The organism is Corynebacterium maris DSM 45190, assembly GCF_000442645.1.
GTDB lineage: Bacteria > Actinomycetota > Actinomycetes > Mycobacteriales > Mycobacteriaceae > Corynebacterium > Corynebacterium maris.
This window is the reverse complement of record NC_021915.1, coordinates 1,262,844-1,282,986: the sequence shown is the minus strand read 5'-3', so window position 1 is coordinate 1,282,986 and position 20,143 is coordinate 1,262,844. Positions and strand designations below refer to the sequence as shown.

General features: G+C 68.8%; 17 protein-coding genes. 4 read left to right on the top strand and 13 right to left on the bottom strand.

What is annotated here, in order from left to right; genetic code table 11:
* Positions 1-127 precede the first annotated feature (127 nt).
* Complete coding sequence (locus tag B841_RS06040) at positions 128-1,216, top strand: glutathione S-transferase family protein (RefSeq protein WP_020934605.1); 1,089 nt, start codon at positions 128-130, stop codon at positions 1,214-1,216.
* 314 nt (positions 1,217-1,530) lie between these two features.
* Here the strand turns inward: B841_RS06040 and B841_RS06035 are convergent, their stop codons facing one another.
* Positions 1,531-2,472 carry an aldo/keto reductase gene (locus B841_RS06035; RefSeq protein ID WP_020934604.1) on the bottom strand — a complete coding sequence of 314 codons (942 nt, stop codon included), beginning with the start codon at positions 2,470-2,472 and terminating at the stop codon, positions 1,531-1,533.
* Between the two features lie 152 nt (positions 2,473-2,624).
* Here B841_RS06035 and B841_RS06030 point away from each other — a divergent pair, with 152 nt between their 5' ends.
* The gene (locus tag B841_RS06030) at positions 2,625-3,104 is read left to right on the top strand and encodes a MarR family winged helix-turn-helix transcriptional regulator (RefSeq protein WP_020934603.1); all 480 of its coding nucleotides are present in this window, start codon (positions 2,625-2,627) and stop codon (positions 3,102-3,104) included.
* A gap of 20 nt (positions 3,105-3,124) precedes the next feature.
* On the opposite strand, the gene B841_RS06025 is transcribed toward B841_RS06030, so the two are convergent.
* The 10 genes from B841_RS06025 to B841_RS05980 form a co-directional block, all read right to left on the bottom strand.
* A complete protein-coding gene (locus B841_RS06025; RefSeq protein WP_020934602.1) occupies positions 3,125-4,222 on the bottom strand; it encodes an aldo/keto reductase in 1,098 nt (365 codons plus the stop codon).
* Between the two features lie 115 nt (positions 4,223-4,337).
* The gene (locus B841_RS06020; RefSeq protein ID WP_052337734.1) at positions 4,338-5,633 is read right to left on the bottom strand and encodes a YkvI family membrane protein; all 1,296 of its coding nucleotides are present in this window, start codon (positions 5,631-5,633) and stop codon (positions 4,338-4,340) included.
* A 310-nt stretch (positions 5,634-5,943) separates the two neighbouring features.
* Positions 5,944-7,449: an Asp-tRNA(Asn)/Glu-tRNA(Gln) amidotransferase subunit GatB gene (gene gatB / locus B841_RS06015; RefSeq protein ID WP_020934600.1), complete on the bottom strand. Its 1,506-nt coding sequence runs from the start codon at positions 7,447-7,449 to the stop codon at positions 5,944-5,946.
* A gap of 83 nt (positions 7,450-7,532) precedes the next feature.
* Positions 7,533-8,177, bottom strand: a complete 645-nt coding sequence (locus tag B841_RS06010) for a GNAT family N-acetyltransferase (RefSeq protein WP_041631779.1) — start codon at positions 8,175-8,177, stop codon at positions 7,533-7,535.
* Between the two features lie 76 nt (positions 8,178-8,253).
* Complete coding sequence (locus tag B841_RS06005) at positions 8,254-9,285, bottom strand: 6-phosphofructokinase (RefSeq protein WP_020934598.1); 1,032 nt, start codon at positions 9,283-9,285, stop codon at positions 8,254-8,256.
* Positions 9,286-9,295: 10 nt separating this feature from the next.
* Positions 9,296-10,738 (bottom strand): DHA2 family efflux MFS transporter permease subunit, encoded by a 1,443-nt coding sequence (locus B841_RS06000; RefSeq protein WP_020934597.1) that lies wholly within the window; start codon positions 10,736-10,738, stop codon positions 9,296-9,298.
* 10 nt (positions 10,739-10,748) lie between these two features.
* Positions 10,749-11,501 carry a glycosyltransferase family 2 protein gene (locus B841_RS13845; RefSeq protein ID WP_020934596.1) on the bottom strand — a complete coding sequence of 251 codons (753 nt, stop codon included), beginning with the start codon at positions 11,499-11,501 and terminating at the stop codon, positions 10,749-10,751.
* Positions 11,498-12,406, bottom strand: a complete 909-nt coding sequence (locus B841_RS05990; RefSeq protein ID WP_020934595.1) for a glycosyltransferase — start codon at positions 12,404-12,406, stop codon at positions 11,498-11,500. The genes B841_RS13845 and B841_RS05990 overlap by 4 nt, the downstream gene beginning before the upstream one ends.
* Before the next feature lie 5 nt (positions 12,407-12,411).
* Entirely contained in the window at positions 12,412-13,467 is a 1,056-nt protein-coding gene (locus B841_RS05985; RefSeq protein ID WP_020934594.1) for a glycosyltransferase, read from the bottom strand.
* Positions 13,464-14,435 (bottom strand): glycosyltransferase, encoded by a 972-nt coding sequence (locus tag B841_RS05980; protein ID WP_084481985.1) that lies wholly within the window; start codon positions 14,433-14,435, stop codon positions 13,464-13,466. The genes B841_RS05985 and B841_RS05980 overlap by 4 nt, the downstream gene beginning before the upstream one ends.
* A gap of 72 nt (positions 14,436-14,507) precedes the next feature.
* On the opposite strand from B841_RS05980, the gene B841_RS05975 reads away from it, so the two are divergent.
* Positions 14,508-15,473 (top strand): WcbI family polysaccharide biosynthesis putative acetyltransferase, encoded by a 966-nt coding sequence (locus tag B841_RS05975; RefSeq protein ID WP_245561067.1) that lies wholly within the window; start codon positions 14,508-14,510, stop codon positions 15,471-15,473.
* 11 nt (positions 15,474-15,484) lie between these two features.
* Complete coding sequence (locus B841_RS05970; protein ID WP_245561066.1) at positions 15,485-17,542, top strand: glycosyltransferase; 2,058 nt, start codon at positions 15,485-15,487, stop codon at positions 17,540-17,542.
* 4 nt (positions 17,543-17,546) lie between these two features.
* Here B841_RS05970 and B841_RS05965 read toward each other — a convergent pair whose 3' ends face one another.
* Positions 17,547-18,383, bottom strand: coding sequence for a siderophore-interacting protein (locus B841_RS05965; protein WP_041631776.1), 837 nt, complete (start codon positions 18,381-18,383; stop codon positions 17,547-17,549).
* A gap of 91 nt (positions 18,384-18,474) precedes the next feature.
* On the bottom strand, positions 18,475-20,142 hold the full coding sequence (locus B841_RS05960; protein WP_020934589.1) for an ABC transporter ATP-binding protein: 1,668 nt from the start codon (positions 20,140-20,142) through the stop codon (positions 18,475-18,477).
* Position 20,143 lies beyond the last annotated feature (1 nt).

Below are 20,143 nucleotides of genomic sequence, written 5' to 3'. Positions count from 1 at the left end.
GCGGATCGGCGCCTCTACGGTGGGGCACGAGGTGGTGCGGGCGCTGAGGTCGTTGACACGTCCCGAGACACCGCCTAATGTTGTTGACACATCATTAACATGGCGCAGATCCACTGAGGAGTACTTCATGGCCACTGAAAAGCACTTGTCCGACGACTGGGGCGGCGACGCGAAGAACGCTTCCCCGGACGGAGAATTCGTCCGCGACACCACCTACATCGAGGATCGCATCGTCGCGGACCTCCCCGCGGGTTCAGAACCGATCGCCCAGGACAACGGCGCTTTCCACTGGCCGGTCGAACCGGGCCGTTACCGCTTGATGGCGGCACGCGCCTGCCCGTGGGCGCACCGCACCATAATCACCCGCCGCCTGCTCGGCCTCGAGGACGCCATTTCCCTCGGCCTGGCCGGCCCGACCCACGACTGGCGCTCCTGGGTCTTCGACCTGGACCCGGAGGAGAAGGATCCGGCCACCGGGTTGCACCGGCTCCAGGAGGCCTACTTCAACCGCTTCCCCGACTACCCGCGCGGCATCACCGTCCCCGCCATCGTAGAAACGGAGAGCAAAAAGGTCGTCACCAACGACTTCCCCTCCATCCCGGTCGACTTCCAGACCCAGTGGACCGAACACCACCGCGCCGGCGCGCCGGACCTGTATCCCGAGCATCTGCGCGAGGAGATCGACGAGCTGGCCACCTGGCTGTTCCACGAGGTCAACAACGGCGTGTACCGGGCGGGCTTCGCCGGCTCACAGGAAGCCTACGACCAGGCCTACGAGCGCCTGTGGAAGGCGATGGATTGGCTGGAAGGGCACTTGGGCGAGCACCGCTACCTGGTGAGCGATCAGGTCACCTTGGCGGACGTCTACCTCTACCCCACCTTGATCCGTTTCGACGCCGTCTACGTCGGCCACTTCAAGGCCTCACGCAACCGGATCTCGGAACTGCCGAACCTCTACGGCTACCTCCGCGAGCTCTTCCAGATCCCGGGCTTCGGCGACACGACCGACTTCACCGAGATCAAGGAGCACTACTACATCACCCACTCGGAGGTGAACCCCACCCGCATCGTCCCGGGCGGGCCGGATCTGTCCGGGCTGATTGAGCCGCACGGCCGCGAGCGTCTGGGCGGCGCGCCCTTCGCTGAGGGCACGACCCTGCCTGGCCCGGTGCCGGCCGGCGAGGAAGTCAAAAACCCGGAGTCGTTCCAGAAGTAGCCTGCGGGGGCCGGTGGTCGGCGGGGCGGCCAGGCTGCCCGGCCCATGGGAAAGGCACATCTCAACGATGTGGCCCGATCGCAGAGCCTGCGCCGAGAAGCTCTCTGGCAGACGAGCCGCCGACGGGGACGCCTGTAGTCGCCGGATTCACCCCCGGCAATCCCCGTCGCCTTCCTCGGCCCGGTCTCGGTCACCCGTTTCCGGCCCCGCCGACCCACCGAAAGAGGCGCTGCCCCGAGCACACCGTGGGGTGTGTTCGGGACAGCATGCCATGCACGGGGTCTCCGGGGGCGGATGATCCACGTCCGCCGGTGCTACACGAAGGCCTCCGAGGCTTGGTCCAGCGCCGAGATCTCCTCCTCGGTCAGCTCCACCTGCGGAGCGGCCAGCAGCGCGTCCAGTTGCTCGACCTTGGACACCGAGGCGATGGGGGCGGTGACGCCCTTGGCCAGCAGCCAAGCCAGCGCCGCCGAGGTGACCTCCACGTCGTGGGACTCTGCGATACGCACGAGCTCCTCGATCACCGGGGCCGGGGAGTTCTCCAGGTAGGCCTGGGCGAAGTCCTTGCGTGCGGCGCCTTCGAGGTCCTCCCGGGAGCGGTACTTGCCGGTCAACAGGCCGGAGGCCAACGCGAAGTACGGGAAGACGGCTACGGCGTGCTCCTTAGCCAGCGGGGCGTATCCCTGCTCGTACTCCTTGCGGTGCAGGAGATTGTATTGCGGCTGGATGGCCACCGGCATGGCTTTGGTGCCCTGGGCCGTCTCGAAGAACTCCCGCATGCGCTCCGGAGAATAATTCGACAGAGCCAGGTGGCGGATCTTCCCGGCGTCGATCAGCTCGGCGGCGACGTCGACCTGCTCTTGAATCGAGACGTCCTCGTCGTCGTAATGGTAGTAGAAGACGTCGAGGGTCTCCTGCTGGAGCCGCTTGAGCGAATCCTCGACCGCCTGGACGGTGTTTTTCCGGCCGCGGCCGTCCACGCCCGGCAGGCCGCCGGACTTGGTGGCGATGATGACCTTCTGCGCCGCCTCCGGGCGGGCCTTACGCCACTGCCCGATCAACTCCTCCGACTCCCCACCCTTATTGCCGTCGGCCCACATGGAATAAGAGTCGGCCGTGTCGATGAAATTGCCGCCCTTCTCCACGAAGGCGTCGAGGATGGCGAAAGTCGCCTCCTTGTCTGCGGTCCAACCGAAGGGGTTGGCGCCCAAATTCAAGGGAAATACGTCGATGTCGGTGTTCAGGATCTTGACCATGGTTTTCTCCTGAGTTCTTTGCTGTTGCGGATGGCGGGGGACTTCCTCGCTGTCCGCCAGAATACATACCCCACCCCAACACTTTCAATTAAAATTTCAAGCATTTCGGTCTGTGGGCCTTCCCTCTCCGATGAACGCTAGAATGTTCAACTATGACTGAAGATCACACCCAGTGGCTGTCCGCGGAGGAACAGCGCACGTGGCTCGCCGTCTGGTCCGTGACCGAGTGGCTGCCCACCCGCCTGGACGAACAACTCAAACGCGACAGCGGCGTCAACCTCCACGACTACTTCGCCCTCGCCCAGATTTCCATGGCCCCGGACGAGCGTCTGACGATGACGGATCTCGCCGCCCTGTCCGACATGTCCCCCTCGCGCCTGTCCCATGTCGTCGCCCGATTAGAACGGCGCGGGTGGGTCGTGCGCTCTCCGTCTGAAACGGACCGGCGCACCAACATCGCCTCCCTGACCGACGAAGGCCGCACCTTCATCCGGGAAGCCGCCCCCGGGCACGTGACCCGCGCCCGCGAACTCGTCTTCGACCCCCTGACGAAGGACGAGGTCGAGTCCTTGGGCACCATCCTGAACAAGATCCTCACCGCGCTCGATCCCCCGCTGCTGCCGCGCACGTAGTTTCTCTGCGCGGCCGCCCGTCACTCGCCGCGAGTGCGCGACTTCGTGGCCGATTCCCACTGATTGACCCCGGCGTCGGGCGCGGCGGCATCGATGGCCGCCAGCTCCTCGTCGCTGAAGGAGAGGTTGGCCAACGCCTGGAGGTTCTCCTCGAGCTGGCTCGCCGACGACGCCCCGATCACGGTGCTGGCCACCGTTTCCGCCCCGTTTTCGCCCTGCTCGCGCAGCACCCACGCCAACGCCATCTGTGCCAACGTCTGCCCGCGTCGTGCGGCCACCTCGTTGAGGGCACGCGCCGTCTCCAGGTTTTCCGGTGAGAGGAAATCTCTGTTCATCTTCCCGCTGCCGGCCCGGGATGCCTCCGGGATGCCGTCGACATAGCGGTTCGTCAGCAACCCTTGCGCCAGCGGCGAGAAGGCGATCACGCCCAGACCGTTGTCCGCGGCCTCCCGCAGCAGGGACCGGCCGTCTTCACCGGGGCGCTCGACCCAGCGGTTGACGATGGAATAGCTCGGCTGGTGGATCAACAGCGGCACCCCTTCCCCCGCCATGATCTCGGCCGCCTCGGCTGTCAGCTCCGGGCCGTAGGAGGAGACGCCGACATACAGTGCCTTGCCCGAGGCCACGATGTCGCGCAGCGCGTACATCGTCTCCTCGAGCGGGGCGTCCGGGTCCGGGCGGTGGTGGTAGAAGACGTCCACGTAGTCCACGCCCAGGCGCTCCAGCGACTGATCGAGCGAGGCCATGAGATGCTTGCGGGAACCTCCGAAGCCGTAGGGGCCGGGCCACATCCCCCAGCCCGCCTTCGTGGAGACGATGATTTCGTCGCGGTGGCGGGAGAGGTCTTCGCGCAGGACACGTCCGAAGTTCTTCTCCGCCGAACCGTGCGGCGGCCCATAGTTGTTCGCCAGGTCGAAGTGGGTCACCCCGCGGTCGAAGGCGCGGTGGATGATCTCCCGCTGGACACTCAGCGGGCGGTCGTCCCCGAAGTTATGCCACAGTCCAAGAGAAATCGCGGGCAACTGCAGGCCGGAGCGGCCGACTCTGCGAAAAGGCATGGTCTCGTAACGGTCCGCGGCGGGCGCGTATGCGGGCGGTGCGTAACGGTAGTAATTCATGCCCCTCATTGTGCGTCGAAGGAAGCCCCGCGTGCCAGTGCCCCACCGCCTCGTCGCAAAGAAAACCCGGTCCCCGCCAGGAAACCGGGCTCACGAGGCGTTGCTGGGAGCGCACTTACACGCGCGTGGACCCCGCCTCCGGGGGCTGGTCCGTGCCGTCAGCGTCATCGGCGTCGTCTAGCTCAAGGTCGCTGGCGACGTCCTTCTGGATCGAGACCCAGAGCTCTTTGCCGTCGACACGCGACTCCTTGGCCAGCTGCTTGACTTCCTCGACCTGACCGTCAGACAGGTCGCCGGTCTCCGGATCGAGCTTTTCCTCCGCCAGGTCAGTGAGCCGGTCGCGCACCTTCTCCTCCTTCTTGAGCAGGCGCTGGCCCTTGAACCAGGCGACTACCATGGCGGCGATCATGACCATGCCGACGTAGCCGATGACCGGGTAAACCCAGCCGAGCAGATTCGAGAAACCCAAAAAGGACACCACGAAGCCGGCGAGGGTGACCGCCACGAACACCGGGCGGAACTTCTCCGGACGGTTGACGGTCAAGCGCTTGGCCAACGCGTAGAACATCCCGATCGCGGTGTTGTAGATCATCGCGTAGATGATCCAGGAGACCACGAAACCGACGGCCGGGTGCATCGCGTCGAACACGCCCAGCAGCGGCAGATCCAACGTGCCGACCTCCTCGACGTTGAAAAAGACGACCGTCGCCAGGGCGAGCAGCATCAGGGAGAAGATGACGCCGCCGAGCAGGCCGCCACGGAAGGCGGCCTTGGTGGAGGACTCGTTGCCGCCGATGACCAGGATCATCGACACGCCCAGCATCAGCGCCATGGCGGTGTAGTTCACCGCGGAGAGCAGCCAGTGCGGCAGCGCCGGCTCAAGTTCCACTGCGGCGGCGTTCAGCGTGGAGAAGTCCTCCGGGAGGTTGAACAGCGTGATGATCAGCGCGACGAGGATCGCCACGATGATCAGCGGGGTGATCGCGGAGATCACGTTGGTGACCTTTTCGACGTTCAAGAAGCCGGTGATCAACACCAGCGCCGTCATCAGGACGGCGCCGATCCAGGTGTCCCAGCCGAACTGCTGCTCCAGGTTCGAGCCCGCGCCGGCGAGCATGACGAAGCCGATGGCGAACAGCGTCAACACGGTCGTGACATCCAAGAACTTGGAGACGATCGGGTGCGTGACGTTGCGGAAGACGGTGTTGTGGTCCGGGGCCAGGAAGTAGCTGCCCAGCTGGAAAATCACCGCGCCGGCGAAGATCATGATGACGCTGGCCACCACGACGCCGATCAGCCCTGCATAGCCGAAGGAGATGAAGTACTGGATCACCTCTTGCCCGGTCGCGAAACCGGCGCCCACGAGCAATCCGACAAACGCCAGCGCCATGGTGATGCTTCTTTTTGCCATTGTCCCCACGTGAAAATTCAATCCTTACCTATTTCCGTGGTGCGGCGAGGAGCACGGTTCCTTCGCTGCGCACCGCTGATTTTTACGACGATGGCGGCCAGAGCCCCTTCATCACATCTCAGCAGTGTGGGACCCCGCGAACGCCTCGCTCATCCCGTGCAACTTGAACAACCTAACAGCTTTGCGGCCTTTTATTGAAACGGACAAAGAAATCTAATGGATTCGTAACATAAAACATCGAGGGTAAAACGTCGAGGGGCGGCCACGTGTTCACGTGGCCGCCCCTCGGCGCCGACTAGCGAAGCCGCCGTTATCCCAGCTTCTTGGCGATCAGCTGGTTGACCTGCTTCGGGTCAGCCTTGCCCTTGGTCGCCTTCATGACGGCGCCGACGATGGCGCCGGTGACCTTCTTGTTGCCTTCGCGGTATTTTTCCACGATGTCCGGGTTCGCGGCGAGCGCCTCGTCCACGGCGGCCTCGATGGCGCCGTCGTCACGCACGACCTCCAGGCCGCGAGCGGCGACGACCTCGTCCACGTCACCTTCGCCGGCGAGCACGCCGTCGACGGCCTGACGGGCCAGCTTCGTGGTCAACTTCCCTTCCTTGACCAGTGCAATGACGCGCGCCACCTGCTCCGGGGTGATCGGCAGATCGGCGAGCGCGGCGCCGGTCTCGTTCGCCTTCCCCGACAGGTAGGACACCCACCAGGATCGGGCTTCGTCGGCGCTGGCGCCGTGTTCGGTGGTGTCGATGATCAGATCCAGCGCCCCGGCGTTGACCAGGTCGCGCATCTCTTCGTCCGTGAGCTTCCAGGCCTCCTGGATGCGGGCGCGGCGGATCCACGGCAGCTCCGGCAGGGTCGCGCGGATCTCCTCGACCCACTCGCGGCTGACGAAGACCGGCGGCAGATCCGGGTCGTTGAAGTAGCGGTAGTCGTCCGCGCTTTCCTTCGGGCGACCCTTGGAGGTCGAACCGTCGGTCTCCTGGTAGTGGCGGGTCTCCTGGAAGATCTCCTCCCCGTTGTCCAGTGCTGCGCCTTGACGCATCATCTCGAAGCGGATCGCCTGCTCCACGGACTTCAACGAGTTGATGTTCTTGGTTTCGGTGCGGGTGCCGAACTCCTCCTGCCCGATCGGCCGCAGGGACAGGTTGGCGTCGACGCGCATCGAGCCCTGATCCATCCGGGCGTTGGACACGCCCAGCGCCGCGACGAGTTCACGCAGCGCCGCGACATACGCCTTGGCCACCTCCGGGGCCCGCTCGCCGGCGCCCTCGATCGGCTTGGTCACGATCTCGATCAGCGGGATGCCAGCGCGGTTGACGTCCACCAGCGAGGCCGTGGCCCCGTGGATGCGTCCGCCCACGCCACCGAGGTGGGTGAGCTTGGCGGTGTCTTCCTCCATGTGGGCGCGCTCAATCTCCACGCGCCACTCGGTGCCGTCCTCCAGGACGACGTCGAGGTAGCCGTCGTAGGCGATGGGCTCGTCGTACTGGGAGATCTGGTAGTTCTTCGGCTGGTCCGGGTAGAAGTAGTTTTTACGGGCGAACCGGGACGACTCCGCGATCGAGCAGTTCAGCGCCAGGCCGATCTTCACCGCGTATTCCACGCCGGTCTTGTTGACCACCGGCAGCGCGCCCGGCAGTCCGAGCGACACCGGGTCGACGTTGCTGTTGGGTTCGTCGCCGAAAGCGGCGGAGGAGGCGGAGAACATCTTGGTCTGGGTCGACAGCTCGACGTGGACCTCAAGGCCCATGACGGGGTCGTACTTGTCCAGGACCTCTTCAAAGTCCATCAAGTCATAGTGCGCGACAGTCATGTCAGACAGTGTAGTTCCTCACCGCCGCAGTGACGTCAGCTGCCCTCGGTGAACATCCCCCGCCCTTCGCCGGTCCGCGATCCTCACACCACTGGCTCCAGCACCCCGGGCCCGTACCGGCGGTAGAGGCGGTCCCTCAGCGTCAGTTTCACCGCGGGCCACTCGTCGTCGGTGATGGAATAGACCACCGTGCCACGCACGGTGCCGTCCGGCTGGATCCGATGTTTGCGCAACACCCCGTCCTGCTTCGCGCCCAGCCTTTCAATGGCCTGCCGGGAACGGTGGTTGTGCCAGTTGGCGCGCAGTTCGACCGCGTGGACGTCGAGCACCTCGAAGGCACGGGCCAGCTGCAAGATTTTCACGGCGGGGTTGACGCCGCTGCCGTGCAGGCCGGCGGCGAACCAGGTGCGGCCGATCTCCAGCCTCTTGTTCGCCGGATCAAAGCTGTGGAAAGAGGTCGTCCCGACCGCCCGCCCCGTCGTCGGGGTCAGGATCGCCCACGAAGCGCTGAGGCCGTCGCGCTGTTCGGCGAGGCGGCGGTCGACGTCCTCGACCATGGCTTCCGGGGCGGGGACGGCGACGCACCAGCGGCGCCAGAGCTCGTCGACGGTCGCGGCCCGGATCAGATCATCCAGGTGACGGTGCCCCAACTGTTCCAGCACGGTGACGCGGTTGGACAGCGTCGGGGTGGCGGAGAAATCACGCACCGGCTCCAATGCGTACCTCATGACCGAACATTAACCGGCTGGCGCCAGGCCAGGAAGACCTTTTCGGTCACATGTGGATCACGGTCTCAACAACGGTCTAACCGAACAGGGAGCGGGCGTTTTCGTAGCGCTGCACCGGCACGACCTTGAGGTCCCCGATGGCCTCTTCCAGGGTGATCGTGACGATGTCTTCGCCGTTGAGCGCCACACAGCTGCCGAACGTCTGCTCGTGCGCGGCGCGGGCGGCGTGGGCGCCGTAACGGGTCGCCAACACACGGTCGTAGGCCGTCGGAGTGCCGCCGCGCTGGATGTGACCGAGCACCGTCGTGCGCACGTCTTGGCCGATGCGGCGTTTGATCTCGTCGCCGATCTGCTGGCCGATGCCGGTGAAGGTGGTGTGGCCGAATTGATCCACGTCGCCGACCGACATCTCCATGGTCCCCTCCTCGGGGACGGCGCCTTCGGCGACGACGATGATGCCGTACTTCTCCCCCAGCTGGAAGCGTCGCTGCATCGCCTTGGTGATCTCCTCGATGTTGAAGGGCACCTCCGGGATGACGGTGTAGTGCGCGCCCCCGGCCATGCCCGCGTGCAGGGCGATCCACCCGACGTTACGTCCCATGACCTCGACGATCATGACGCGGTCGTGGGACTCGGCGGTGGTGTGCAGCCGGTCGATGGCGTCGGTGGCCACCGAGACGGCCGTGTCGAAGCCGAAGGTGTAGTCGGTGCCGCTGACGTCGTTGTCGATGGTCTTGGGCACGCCCACGACCGGGACGCCGTTGTCCGCCAGCCACTTCGCGCCCTTGAGGGTGCCTTCGCCGCCGATGGGGATGAGCGCGTCGATGCCCGCGTCCTGGAGGTTGTTCTTGACGGTGTCGATGCCCGCCTTGAACTTGTCCGGGTGCAACCGCCCCGTACCCAAGATGGTGCCGCCGCGCAGCAGGATCCGGTCGACCTCCTCGTCGTCATAAAGATCGACGCGGCGATCCTCGAGCAGGCCGACCCAGCCGTCCTGGTACCCGACGACGGTGGACCCGTACTCGGTGTTGGCGGTGCGGACGATGCTGCGGATAACGGCGTTGAGGCCGGGGCAGTCGCCCCCGGACGTGAGGGTGGCAAGACGCATGGAGACTACTTTATCCCTTCCCACCCGGCTCTGCCGACGACGCCGGGGCGGGTCCTCCGGCCACCGGCGATGCGCTGGCCCGGAAGAAACTGACGGTGATCCCCCCGACCACCAGGGCGGCGACGAGCAGCAGGAGAGAATCCGCCAACCCCGCGGCCAAACCACCCGCCCGGACGCCGACGTCCATGGCCGCGCCGATGCCCGCCACCCCGAGCACGGAGCCGAGCTGCCGGGCGGTGTTGTACACCCCGGACGCGGCCCCCATGTGCGCGGCGGGCAGATCCCGCATCGCGGCGGCCGAGTTCGTCGCCCAGATGAACGTCTGGCCGACCCCCACCAGGGCCATGCCGGCGGAAAACACCCACACCGGGGCCTCCGCGCTCAACGCGGCCCACAGGAAAAGAAAGGCGGCGATCATGACCCCGAACCCGATCTGCGACAACGGGCGCGGGTGGAACCGGTCCGCGAGCACGCCGACGACAGGGCCGAGCAACATGGAAATGAACGCCATCGGCGCCACCGCCAGCCCGGCGGCCTGCGCGCTCAACCCGGCGACCTCCTGCAGCCACATCATCATCGGGATCATCATCGCGGCGGCCACGAACCCCATCGCGGAGATCGAGACCACGCCGACGACGTAGTTGCGGTCGCGGAACAGTTCGACCGGCACCAGCGCATCGCTGCCCCGCCGTGAGGCGCGCACCTGGATGGAGACGAACACCGTCGCGGCGCCCGCCCCGAGCATCGCCACGGCCCCCAGCCACACCGGCCAGCCCAGCCGCGGGCCCTGCTGGATGACGAACACCGCCGAACCCACGGCGAGGAAGGACGCCGTGACGGAGGCGACGTCGATGCGTGGGGCGGACGTCGGCAGCCGCGGCACCCACAGCGCGGACAGCAGCAGGGCGAGCGCCCCGACGGGCAGGTGCATGAGGAAGACCCCGCGCCACCCGAAGGCGCCCACGACCAGCCCGCCGAGCAGCGGGCCGGTCAACCCGGCCAGCGAGCCGACCACGCCCCACACCCCCAGGGCGCGGCCGCGGTGCGCGCGGGAAAAGACCCGGTTGATCACGGCCATCGTCTGCGGCATCAACAGACTGGAGCCAAAACCCTGCGCCACCCGCAGCACGATGAGCACCTCGATCGTGGGGGCGAACGCGCAGGCGGCCGCGGCAGACACGAAGGTCACGACCCCGATCTGGAACATACGCCGGTGCCCGTAGCGGTCGCCGAGCCGACCCGTGGTCAGCAACGGGACGACGACGGCGAGCAGATACGCGGAAGACACCCAGACGGACTGGCCCAGCTCGGCGTCGAAGGCCGCCGTGATCTCCGGCAGCGCCACGGCGATGACCGTCTGATCGAGCAGCGACACGAAAAAGCCCAGGCTCAGCGCCGCCAACGTCAACCAGGCCTGGCGGGGCGGGCCGGCGGGGCGGTCGAGGTTCGTCATTTTTCTGAGTCTAACGGCTACGTCGCCATCGGCCCTCCGCGTAGACGATCGCCCCGGCGGCGGCGAAAGCGTCCATCCACCCGCGCATCGGCCACACCCCCCACCGGCGGTGAAAACGCCCGGCGTTGGCCAGGATGTCGTCGAGGTGCTCCCACGGCGGCGAGGACACCGGGTGCCACTGGTGGTAGGCGTGCGCCCCACCCACCCACCGCAGCGTGCGCCCGGCGGCGCGCTGCCGAAAAGCGAAGTCGGTGTCCTCCCCGCCGTAACCGGTGTAGGACTCGTCGAAGTGCTCCATCGACCGCCAGGCCTGCGCCGTGACGGCGAAAGACAAGGACCAGAACAGCTCCCACTCCGCGGGCGTGCCCGGCCGGATCTGCCCGGTCGGCGGGTTCGGCCGCGCCGGGTGCGGCGCGGTCTGCCCCGTCAGCGCGTCGAGACGGTACCCCGCCGGGCCGGGCGGGTCGAGGTAGGTCACCGGCCCGCAGGCGACGTCCGCCGGGTGGCGGGTCAAGCAGTCGCGGTAGCGTTCGACCAGTTCGGGCCCGGGGATGCAGTCGGCGTCGAGGAAGATCAGGTGCTCGGCGCCGTCGGCCACGGCCCGGTCTCCGGCGGCGTTGCGGGCCCGCGCCAAGTTGCGGTCTGGCCCCAGCTCGGATTGGACGTGGCGGACCTCGGGGGACCAGCGTGCCAGTGCCTGTTTCTGCTTGTCGACGTGCGCCTGTCGGCCGGCATCGGCGAGGGTGAGCACGGCCACCGTCATCGGCCCGCCTCCTCGATGACGCGGGCCGCGCGGGCGGCGGCGCCGTCGGCTTGCCAGCGGGGCCAGCCGGCGGCGCGGTCGACGGCTTCGGCGATGAAGTCCTCCCATTGCTCCGGCCGGGGCGGGTGGGCCGGGGCGACGGCAATCCCCGCTTCATCGAGCAGTCGGGCGGTGGCGTGTTGTTCGCCGAACGGGCGGTCCTGGGGCAGCACGATGGCGGGCGCCCCGGCAGCCGCGAGGTCGGCGACGGAGTTTTGTCCGGCGGCGGCGATGACGGCGCGGGCCCGTTGCAGATATGGCATGGGGTCGTCGACCCGGTTCTCACCGCCGAGCACGGTGGCCTCGGGCCAGTCCCGCGCGTCCCAGTCGTCTCCCCCGGCGCCGCGCAGCATGACGATCTCGTCGCCGCGTCGCACCCCGGGTTCCGGGCGCAGACGGGTGATGCCCCCGACGCGGTGCAAGCGGTCGCGGTGCGCGGCCAGGTAGCCGGGCACCGGCACCCAGTCGGGCCAGGCCGCGACGATGGCGGCGGCTTGGGCATAGGCGAGCTGGTGCGGGGCGTCGTCGCGCACCCCGGGCATGGCGAGCGTGACCACGGGTACGCCGTGCAGACGCACCAGCAGGGCGACTTCGACGGAGACGTCGACGTAGAAGACGCGGGGCCGGTGGGCGCGGATCCACTCGCTGATCATGGCCATGCGTTCGGTCAGGCCGGGCTCGTGCACCGGCGCCCAGTGCACGGTGTCGCCGGCGGTAGCGTCCGTGGCCGGCCCGGCCGAGTGATCGAGGGGCAGGGTGACGTCGGCCCCGGCCGCGGAGGACAGGATTTGCGCGTCCTCGGTGAGTTCGGCGCGGATGGCGCGGGCGCGGTGGAGGTGTCCGCTGCCGGCGTGGTGGGCGTACATTCCGATCAAGCTGGTTCAGCGCTCCTGTCGCGGGCGACGATGCGGTAGTGGTCGAGATAGTCGGTGACCACGGCGTTCAGGCTGTGCCGCCGCTGCACGTGCCGGGTGACGGCGGTGCGGTCGATGTCTCGGGCGGCGAGCAGCGCGGCGGCGAAAGCGTCGACGTCGCCGGGCGGCACGAGTATTCCGGGGGCGTCGTGCATGGTGTCGACGATACCGCCGCGGGCGAAGGCCACGACGGGAGTGCCGCAGGCCATGGCCTCGACGGTCACGAGCCCGAAAGGTTCATCCCACAGCGGCGTGACGGCGGCGACCGCCGCGGAGCCGACCAGCCGGGCGAGGTCGCGGTGCCGTTGGGGCGGCAGGAAACGCACGTCGTCGCCGGCGCGCGGGACCAATTCCGCGTCCCGGTAAGAGGGATCGCCGCAGCGGCCGACCACCAGCAGGCGCAGTCCCGCGCGGCGGCAGGCGTCGATGGCGACGTGCGCCCCTTTCTCCGGGACCAGCCGACCGAACCAGATGACGTGCTCGCCGACGGGCCCGGGGCGGGGTCGCCAGATGTCACCGTCGACGCCGTTGGGGAGGACGGCGACGGGGCCCGGGACGTTCCAACTGTCGGCCGTGGCGCGGCTGACGGCGGTCAGCGCGCTGGTGGAATCCGCCAAGGCCTCCTCCATCTCCGCCAACGGCGGGCAATGCAGGGTGGTCAGCAGGGGCAGGATCCGGCTGCGCAGCAGTTCGGGGTGCAGGCTGTTGTTGTGGACGACGTCGTAGTCGGAGGCCTCGAGGTGGTGGCGCAGACGTCGGAACGCCTCGTCTTCTGCTTCCCGCTGGCCCGGCGGGTAGGCGACGTCACTGGCGAAGGCGTCGAGACCTCGCCAATCCACGCCCGGGAACTCATACTCCGCGACATGTCCGTGAGAGCCACGGGCGGCGTAGAGGTCGACGTGGTGGCCGCGCCGACGCAGGTGGTCGACCAAGAGCCCGCAGAACGCCTCGAGCCCGCCGGCGTAGGGCTCGACGATGGGATGACGGGCCGGGGCGATGACCGCGATCTTCATGCCCGCCCCCTCTCCCCCGCCAACGCGGCGTAAAGCTGGCCGTGACGGAAGGTTACGTCGGGCACCGGCAGCGGTGGGACGGGCCCTGCGGCCAGGAGCTCACGCACCGCGCGAGCCGCGTCGGCGCCGTCACCGGCGCGGTAGGTCGCCACCGCCCGAGGGTCGTCGGCCTGGGAGGCGTAGCAGCCGCAGTCGGGCACGGCGACGCTCACGGACAGATCCCGGCACATGCGCATCCAGCCGGAGTGCGTGCCGCGGGTGTACGGCAGCACGACCACCGAGTGGGCGGCGATCGTGTCATGGAGTTCCTGGTCGTCCATCGGCTCGTGCCAATGGTCCACCGTCGTCTCGAGGGCGGGTGTGCGGGCGTCGGTGTGGGCGTACACCTCCGCGGGAACCCCGGCGGCGAGGTCACGGTAGAACCGCGGGTCAGCCACCACGTTGCCGCGCAACGATTTCAAAAACACCCCGGCCGACCCGGCGCGCCGGCGGGGTGCGACGGCGGCGGGGTCGGTGACGATGGGCGGGTGGTGGGTGACTTCGGCGGTGACGCCGTAGTCGTGGGCGATGCGGTCGGCGGCGGCGTGGGAGAGAGTGAAGACGTGGCGGGCGGCGGGCAGCAGGATCGCGAGTTGGGCGTGATAGTCGGTCTGGTCGACGAGGTGGGGGTTGTCCAGGTCGTGGGCGGTGAGCACGAGCGGGATGTCGCGGGCGGCGAGGAGGTCGACGAAGTCACGGGTGCGGGCCGGGCTGAGGTGTTCGAAGCCGAAGTGGAGGTGGACGAGGTCGACGTCGCGGGCGGGGTCGGTGTCCCAGAATTCGGGGTCGAGCGCGCGGTGGGGCCACCAGCGGGCGGGATCCGCGGGGTCGACGACGGGGTCTTTCAGGACGCGGGCGCCGGGGAGGTCGGCGTGGATGGCCTGCGGGTAGGGGTGTCCCGCAGGGATGGAGACCACGGTGGTAGTCAATGTGGCGTCCGCCTTTCCGTCGTGGATCCGAGATAACGTCCAATAAGACTATACTTATGTAGTGTGGGCGCTGTGTCAGAAAAAACATCGATGCAGGTCAATGCCCCTTCCGCCCAGGACGCGCCCGGGGACTCCGGTCGCCGACGGCATTACGGGGTGTTTTACGGACTGGAGCCCGCGCCGCCCGAGGACGGTCGCCCACTGCTGTTCGTGGTGGGCAATTGTCAAGCCGAGGCTACCCGGATTGTGCTGGCGTCGAGTGGGGCGGTGCGTTCTTTCCGCGTCCCGCCGGTGCACGAGTGGACGGCGTGGGATCTGACCCGGGCGCAGGAGCTGTTGCGGCGGGCGGATGTGCTGGTCACCCAGCCGATTCGAGATGATTACCGCGGCTTGGCGTGCGGGACGGGTCAGCTGGCCGGGTGGTTGCCGCCCACGGGGAGGGTGGTGGTGTACCCCGTGCTGCGTTTTGACGGGTTGATGCCGTATCAGGCGATCGTGCGCTCCCCCGCCGACCCGTCGTTGACCCCGCCGATGGTGCCGTACCACGATCTGCGCGTGTTGGCCGCCGCCGACCGAGGACAGACGGAGCCGGTGGAGGCGCGGCCGTCCGCCGCCGTGTTGCGTACGCTCGCGCACATGTCGGTCCAGCAATTACGCAGTCGGGAAACCGCCCACGGGGCGGTGGAGGTGTCCGAGCACGTGGCGTCGTGGCCGGTGTGGCACACGATCAACCACCCGGACAACGCCACGTTGGTCCAGATGGCCCGGCGCATCCTCGCCCGGATCGACCCGGCGGCCGTGGCGACGGTGACGGCGCCTGAGGACCGGGAGATGTTGGGCGGGCTGCGCGCCCCCGTCGACAAGCAGGCCGCGGCCGCGTTGGGCGTCGAGGCCCACGGCCGCGAGGAGTGGGACCCCGCGCACCCGGGATGGCAGGCGGCGCACCTGGATTTTTATGCCGCCCACCCCGAGGTGGTCGCGGCCGGAATGGCCCGGCACGCGCAGCGGCTGGCGCTGTTGGGGTTGAGCGCCGGATGAGGCTGACGCATGTGATCGCAGGACCCGCGGAACACGGAGTGACCGAGTACGCGCTGGCGTTGCGGGCGCACACCGGCGGGCGGGTGGCGCACCCGGGCGAGGAGCTCGCCGAGGGGCCCGTGCACGTGACCTTCACTGACCATCTTTTCGGCGCCGACCCGGACGCGGCGGTGGCCGCGGTGCTGACGCAGGTGGGAGATCGCCCGCTGAGCGTGTCTTTCCACGACGTGCCGCAAACGCAAGAAGGCGAGCGTCGTTTCGCCCGCCGTTCCCGGGCGTATCTGCGGCTGGCCGAAGCAGCGGATCTGGCGGTGGTCAACTCCCGGCACGAGGCCGAGTTTTTCACCACGGCTGGTATCGACGTCGCGGTGGTGCACCTGCCGCTGCCGGCGGCTCCGGCGCGGCGGGCGACCCCGCAGCCGGGCAGCGTCGGGATCCTCGGCTTCATTTACCCCGGCAAAGGGCACGCGGACGTGCTGGCCGCGGTACCGGAATTGACGGTCCGGGCCCTGGGCGGGTTTTCCGCCGGGCACGAACGGCTCTCCGAAGAGCTCAGTGGCCTGGAGGTCACCGGGTACCTCCCCGACGCGCAGCTGTGGGAGGAGATGGACCGGATTCATGTGCCGGTGTGCGCGCACCGGCATTTCTCGGCGTCGGGCTCATTGATGCGCTGGATCGCCGCCGGCCGACGGGTGTTGGTGCCGGACTCGCCGTATACCCGGGAGATCGCGGACCTGTGGCCGGGGCAGATCGTCCTCGTCGACGACTGGCGGGAGGCGATCCTGGCGGCGGCCGCCGACCCGGAATTCGCGGAGCCGGTCGTGGCCCCGACGGACTGGGGCTGGGTGGAGGTCTCCCGCCGGTGGAGAGAGCTGTGGGACGACGTTTTTCGCCCGTGGCTGCGCGGCAACCGCCGGCCCGTGCCCGAGGCACAAGCCCCGGCCGTGAGCGTCGTGATCCCCTACTTCAACGACCCTGCGGGCTTACGGGAGGTGCTCGCCGGGGTGGCCGCCTCTGATTTCGACGGCGAGGTGGAGGTGATCGTCGCGGACGACGGCTCCACCGTCCCGCCCGAGGTGACCTCTCCGCTGCCGGTGCGCGTGGTGCGCCAAGAAGACCGCGGATTCCGGGCGGCGGCGGCCCGCAACCTCGGGGCGGCGCACGCCCGTCACCCGGTAGTGGTGTTCCTCGACGGGGACACGGTCCCGGCGCCGGGGTACCTCTCCGCGGCGTCGCGGTGGGTGGCCGCGCAGGAGCGGGCGGTGGTCGTCGGCGCCCGGCGCCAAGACGGCGCCGAACCCGGGTGGCTGCGCGAGGCATGGGCGGACACCGATGATCTGGAGCGGGCGGACGAAACGTCGTGGCGCTTCGTGCTCTCCTCCGTGTTGACGTGTTCGGCACGGTTTTTCCACGAGATCGGAGGATTCGACGACAGCATGGTCGGTTACGGGGGCGAAGACTGGGAGTTCGGGTGGCGGGCCTGGAACGCCGGCGGGGTGTTCATCCATGAGCCGCAGGCCGTGGCGGCCCACCGCGAAGACGACTGGGCGGCGCGGCGGTCGGCCCACGACGGGCTCAGCGTAGCGGGGGTCGCGGAAAAGAACGCGGAATCACAGGCGTTGGCGCACCGGATCACGCATCCGATCGCCCGGCCGCCGGGCGTCGTGTTCAGCGACGCCGACGTCGTGGTCACCCTCGCGGAGGCGGTGACCGCGGCCGCACCGGGGGTGGCGGAGCGGGTGATCGTCTCCTGGCTCGGCGCCGGCGACACGCAGGTACGCGTGGCTGAGGCGGCCGGGATGTTCGCGGCGGATCCGCGGGTGGGGCCGCAGGCGCGGGGACGGGTGCGGGTGCATCTGCTGCACCCGGTGCTGGCCCCGGAAGATTTACCCGGGTTGATCGCCGCGGCGGAGTCGCTGGGCGGGGTGGCGGAGATCGTCGCCGACGGCGAGGTGGTCGCGACCGTCACCGCCCCGCGCGTGGTCGGCGACGACCCGGCGCGGATTGCGGTGCGCACGGAGCGCGTGTCCGGGCCGGTGCGGCTGGAACGGTGGTTCGCGCAGTGGTAAGCGCTTAGCTCGCGGCGGCTTCGTCCTGTTCGATCTCGGCGTTGAACTCCTGCTTGGAGGCCTGCCACTGGTCCTCGGTCATGCCGAGGCGCCAGTAGCCGGAGATGGACACGTCGGCCTTGGCCACCTCCCCCTCGATGAACAGGAAGCGGCGCATCTCCTTGATCATCTCGGCGACGCCGTGGATGAACCAGGACGTCTTTTTCTCCGGGTAACCGGCGGCGCGCACGGCGTCGCTGAGGGCGGAGCCGGCGACGTCGTCGGAACGGTGCACCCAGGTCAGCTCGACGGCGTCGTGCTGGGGCATCTCGAATTCTTCTTCGGGGCCGTCGACTTCCACGTAGGCGGAGGCCGTGGTGCCTTCCGGGAGCGTCTCGATCGCGGCGGCGATGGCCGGGCCGGCGGATTCGTCGCCGGCGAGGACGAAGTGCTCGTACTCGGCTTCGGGGTGCCAGGCGCCGCCGGGTCCGGAGAAACCGATCTTCTCCCCTACCTCGGCGTCACGGGCCCAGGGGGCGGCCAGGCCGGCGTCGCCGTGGATCACGAAGTCCAGCTCGAATTCGCCGGTGGCGGTGTCGACCCTGCGGAAGGTGTAGGTGCGCATGACGGGATGTTCCGCGCGCGGCTTGGTTTCCCGGATCGTGGGCAGGTCGTAGGGCCAGGCGTAGTCGGCGCCTTCCGGCACAAAGAGCAGTTTGATGTAGTGGTCGGTGTGCTCCAGCTCCCGGCCGATTAAGGCGGGGGCGTTGAGGCTCAGCCGCACCATGTTCGGGCTGAGCTGGTAACGACCGGTCACGGTCGCCTCATGTGCGGGGCGGGCGGGTCTCTTCGGCTTGGTCACGGTGGGTGGGGGTCCTTTCTCCTGCGTGTCGTGCGGTATCGCCGGGATGGTCACGGGGACGCGACAACACTTAAACTTTCACTCTTTAAGGTTAGGCTATCCTTTTATGTGCAGGAAAGAAAGGGGCGTCCGGAACGGGGCCTTCCCCGCCGGAGTCCACGCACCACTCAGAGTACTCGTCGACGAGCCGCTCCGGCCGCGCGGATGCCAGCACCACCACACCCGGATACTCGGCGAGCAACCCCTTGATCCGCGCCGCATCAGCGTCGTCCAAGGCGTCGTCGACGCCGTCCAGCATCAGCAACGGCGGATCCCCCAGCATCGCGCGGGCGATTTTGAGCAGCGTCACCTCCCGCACGGACCAGGGCCGGCCGCCGTTTTTCAGCTGCCGACGCAGCCCTGTACCGTCGGCGTCCGCCTTCTCCCCCAGCCCCACCCGGTGCAACGCCCGGCGACGCGCCGCCTCCGGCGCGTCCGGCACCCGGTAGCTGAGCAAACGTCCCACGCTCCCGCGCTCCACGGGCGCATGCGCCGAAGCGACGCCCGCCAGGGCGCGGCGCACCTTGTCCGGGGCCACACCGTAGTCGTAGCCGTCGACGACGATCACCCCCGCCGCGCGCACCGCCCCGCACTCCCGCAGCACGGAACGGACCCGATGCGGGTCCCTCGCCGTGACATGCAGCCGAGCGCCGGGACGGGCCACGAGCTCAGCCACCGCCGCCCCGTCGACCTTCAACCCGGCGATGCGCACACCCCGGGGACGGTCGTGGCCGCCCACAGACAACTTTCCAGGGTGCTGTTCGCGCCACCGGCGGGCGCGTTCGCGTTCCGCCTCCTTCAATTGCTCCGCCTGATGCAGCAGCGGCGCGAGGATACGGGCCGCGGCGCGGTAGTTCTGCCGGTATTCCACCACCCGGCCCACCTCAGTGACCGGAGCGGCCAGCACCCCCAGCAGGGTCAACGTCGAGGCCACCTGCGACGCGTCCGCCATTCCCGCCGCCGACGCCAGCACGACCGCCACGGTGCAGGAGGTCGCCGCCGTGGCGGTCAGCGCGCGCATGAGCCCCGCCACCCACGCCCGGTCGACGGCGGCGTCGACGACCCGGCCCGACGCACGGTCAAGGGCATTGAGTTCCCGGGCCACCGCGCCCGCCTGCCGGACCGACTCGCCCGCCACCACCGTGTCCGCGATGTGCGCCGACAACCGGCCGCGCCGCTTACGCAGGGCACGCGCGCGGCGCAGAGTCACTTTCGCCAACAGCGGAAGCACCGCCGCCACCGCGGCCAGCGGCACGGCCACGGCCAGACCGACCCGCCAATTCCCGGCCAGCAGCGCAGCCAGCACAATGGCGATCAACGGCACGCCGGTGACCAGCGGAACGATGCCCGCCGCCACCCAATTGCGCACCGCCGACAAGTCGTTGCTGGCGCGCGTGACCGTCACCCCCAGCGAACCCGCATACCCCGGGGCCGCCACGGCCGCGGCCACCAGCCGGCGGCGCTGTTCGAAGACGTAATCCTGGCCGGTCTGCTCCGCCAGCACCCGCTCCATCCACCGCGCCAGCCCCAGCCCGCCCGCGGACGCCGCCAGCACCGCCATGTCCCAGCGGTCGCTGTGGATCTCCGGGGACAACAGTGCGGCGACGGTCGCGGCCATCAGCAGCGCCAACGCCGCCTGCACCGCCCCCAACACCCCGAGCCCCGTCAACGACAGGCGCCGCCGCCCCGCCCAGACGGCCGGCATCTTTTCGGCGGCCACG

What these genes read in the sequence shown, in the direction of transcription:
- B841_RS06000 (WP_020934597.1), bottom strand. Translation starts at nt 10,738, where the DNA reads ATGACGAACCTCGACCGCCCCGCCGGCCCGCCCCGCCAGGCCTGGTTG.
- B841_RS06025 (WP_020934602.1), bottom strand. Translation starts at nt 4,222, where the DNA reads ATGAATTACTACCGTTACGCACCGCCCGCATACGCGCCCGCCGCGGAC.
- B841_RS05985 (WP_020934594.1), bottom strand. Translation starts at nt 13,467, where the DNA reads ATGAAGATCGCGGTCATCGCCCCGGCCCGTCATCCCATCGTCGAGCCC.
- B841_RS06010 (WP_041631779.1), bottom strand. Translation starts at nt 8,177, where the DNA reads ATGAGGTACGCATTGGAGCCGGTGCGTGATTTCTCCGCCACCCCGACG.
- B841_RS06030 (WP_020934603.1), top strand. Translation starts at nt 2,625, where the DNA reads ATGACTGAAGATCACACCCAGTGGCTGTCCGCGGAGGAACAGCGCACG.
- B841_RS06020 (WP_052337734.1), bottom strand. Translation starts at nt 5,633, where the DNA reads ATGGCAAAAAGAAGCATCACCATGGCGCTGGCGTTTGTCGGATTGCTC.
- B841_RS13845 (WP_020934596.1), bottom strand. Translation starts at nt 11,501, where the DNA reads ATGACGGTGGCCGTGCTCACCCTCGCCGATGCCGGCCGACAGGCGCAC.
- B841_RS06040 (WP_020934605.1), top strand. Translation starts at nt 128, where the DNA reads ATGGCCACTGAAAAGCACTTGTCCGACGACTGGGGCGGCGACGCGAAG.
- B841_RS06035 (WP_020934604.1), bottom strand. Translation starts at nt 2,472, where the DNA reads ATGGTCAAGATCCTGAACACCGACATCGACGTATTTCCCTTGAATTTG.
- B841_RS06005 (WP_020934598.1), bottom strand. Translation starts at nt 9,285, where the DNA reads ATGCGTCTTGCCACCCTCACGTCCGGGGGCGACTGCCCCGGCCTCAAC.
- gatB (WP_020934600.1), bottom strand. Translation starts at nt 7,449, where the DNA reads ATGACTGTCGCGCACTATGACTTGATGGACTTTGAAGAGGTCCTGGAC.
- B841_RS05990 (WP_020934595.1), bottom strand. Translation starts at nt 12,406, where the DNA reads ATGTACGCCCACCACGCCGGCAGCGGACACCTCCACCGCGCCCGCGCC.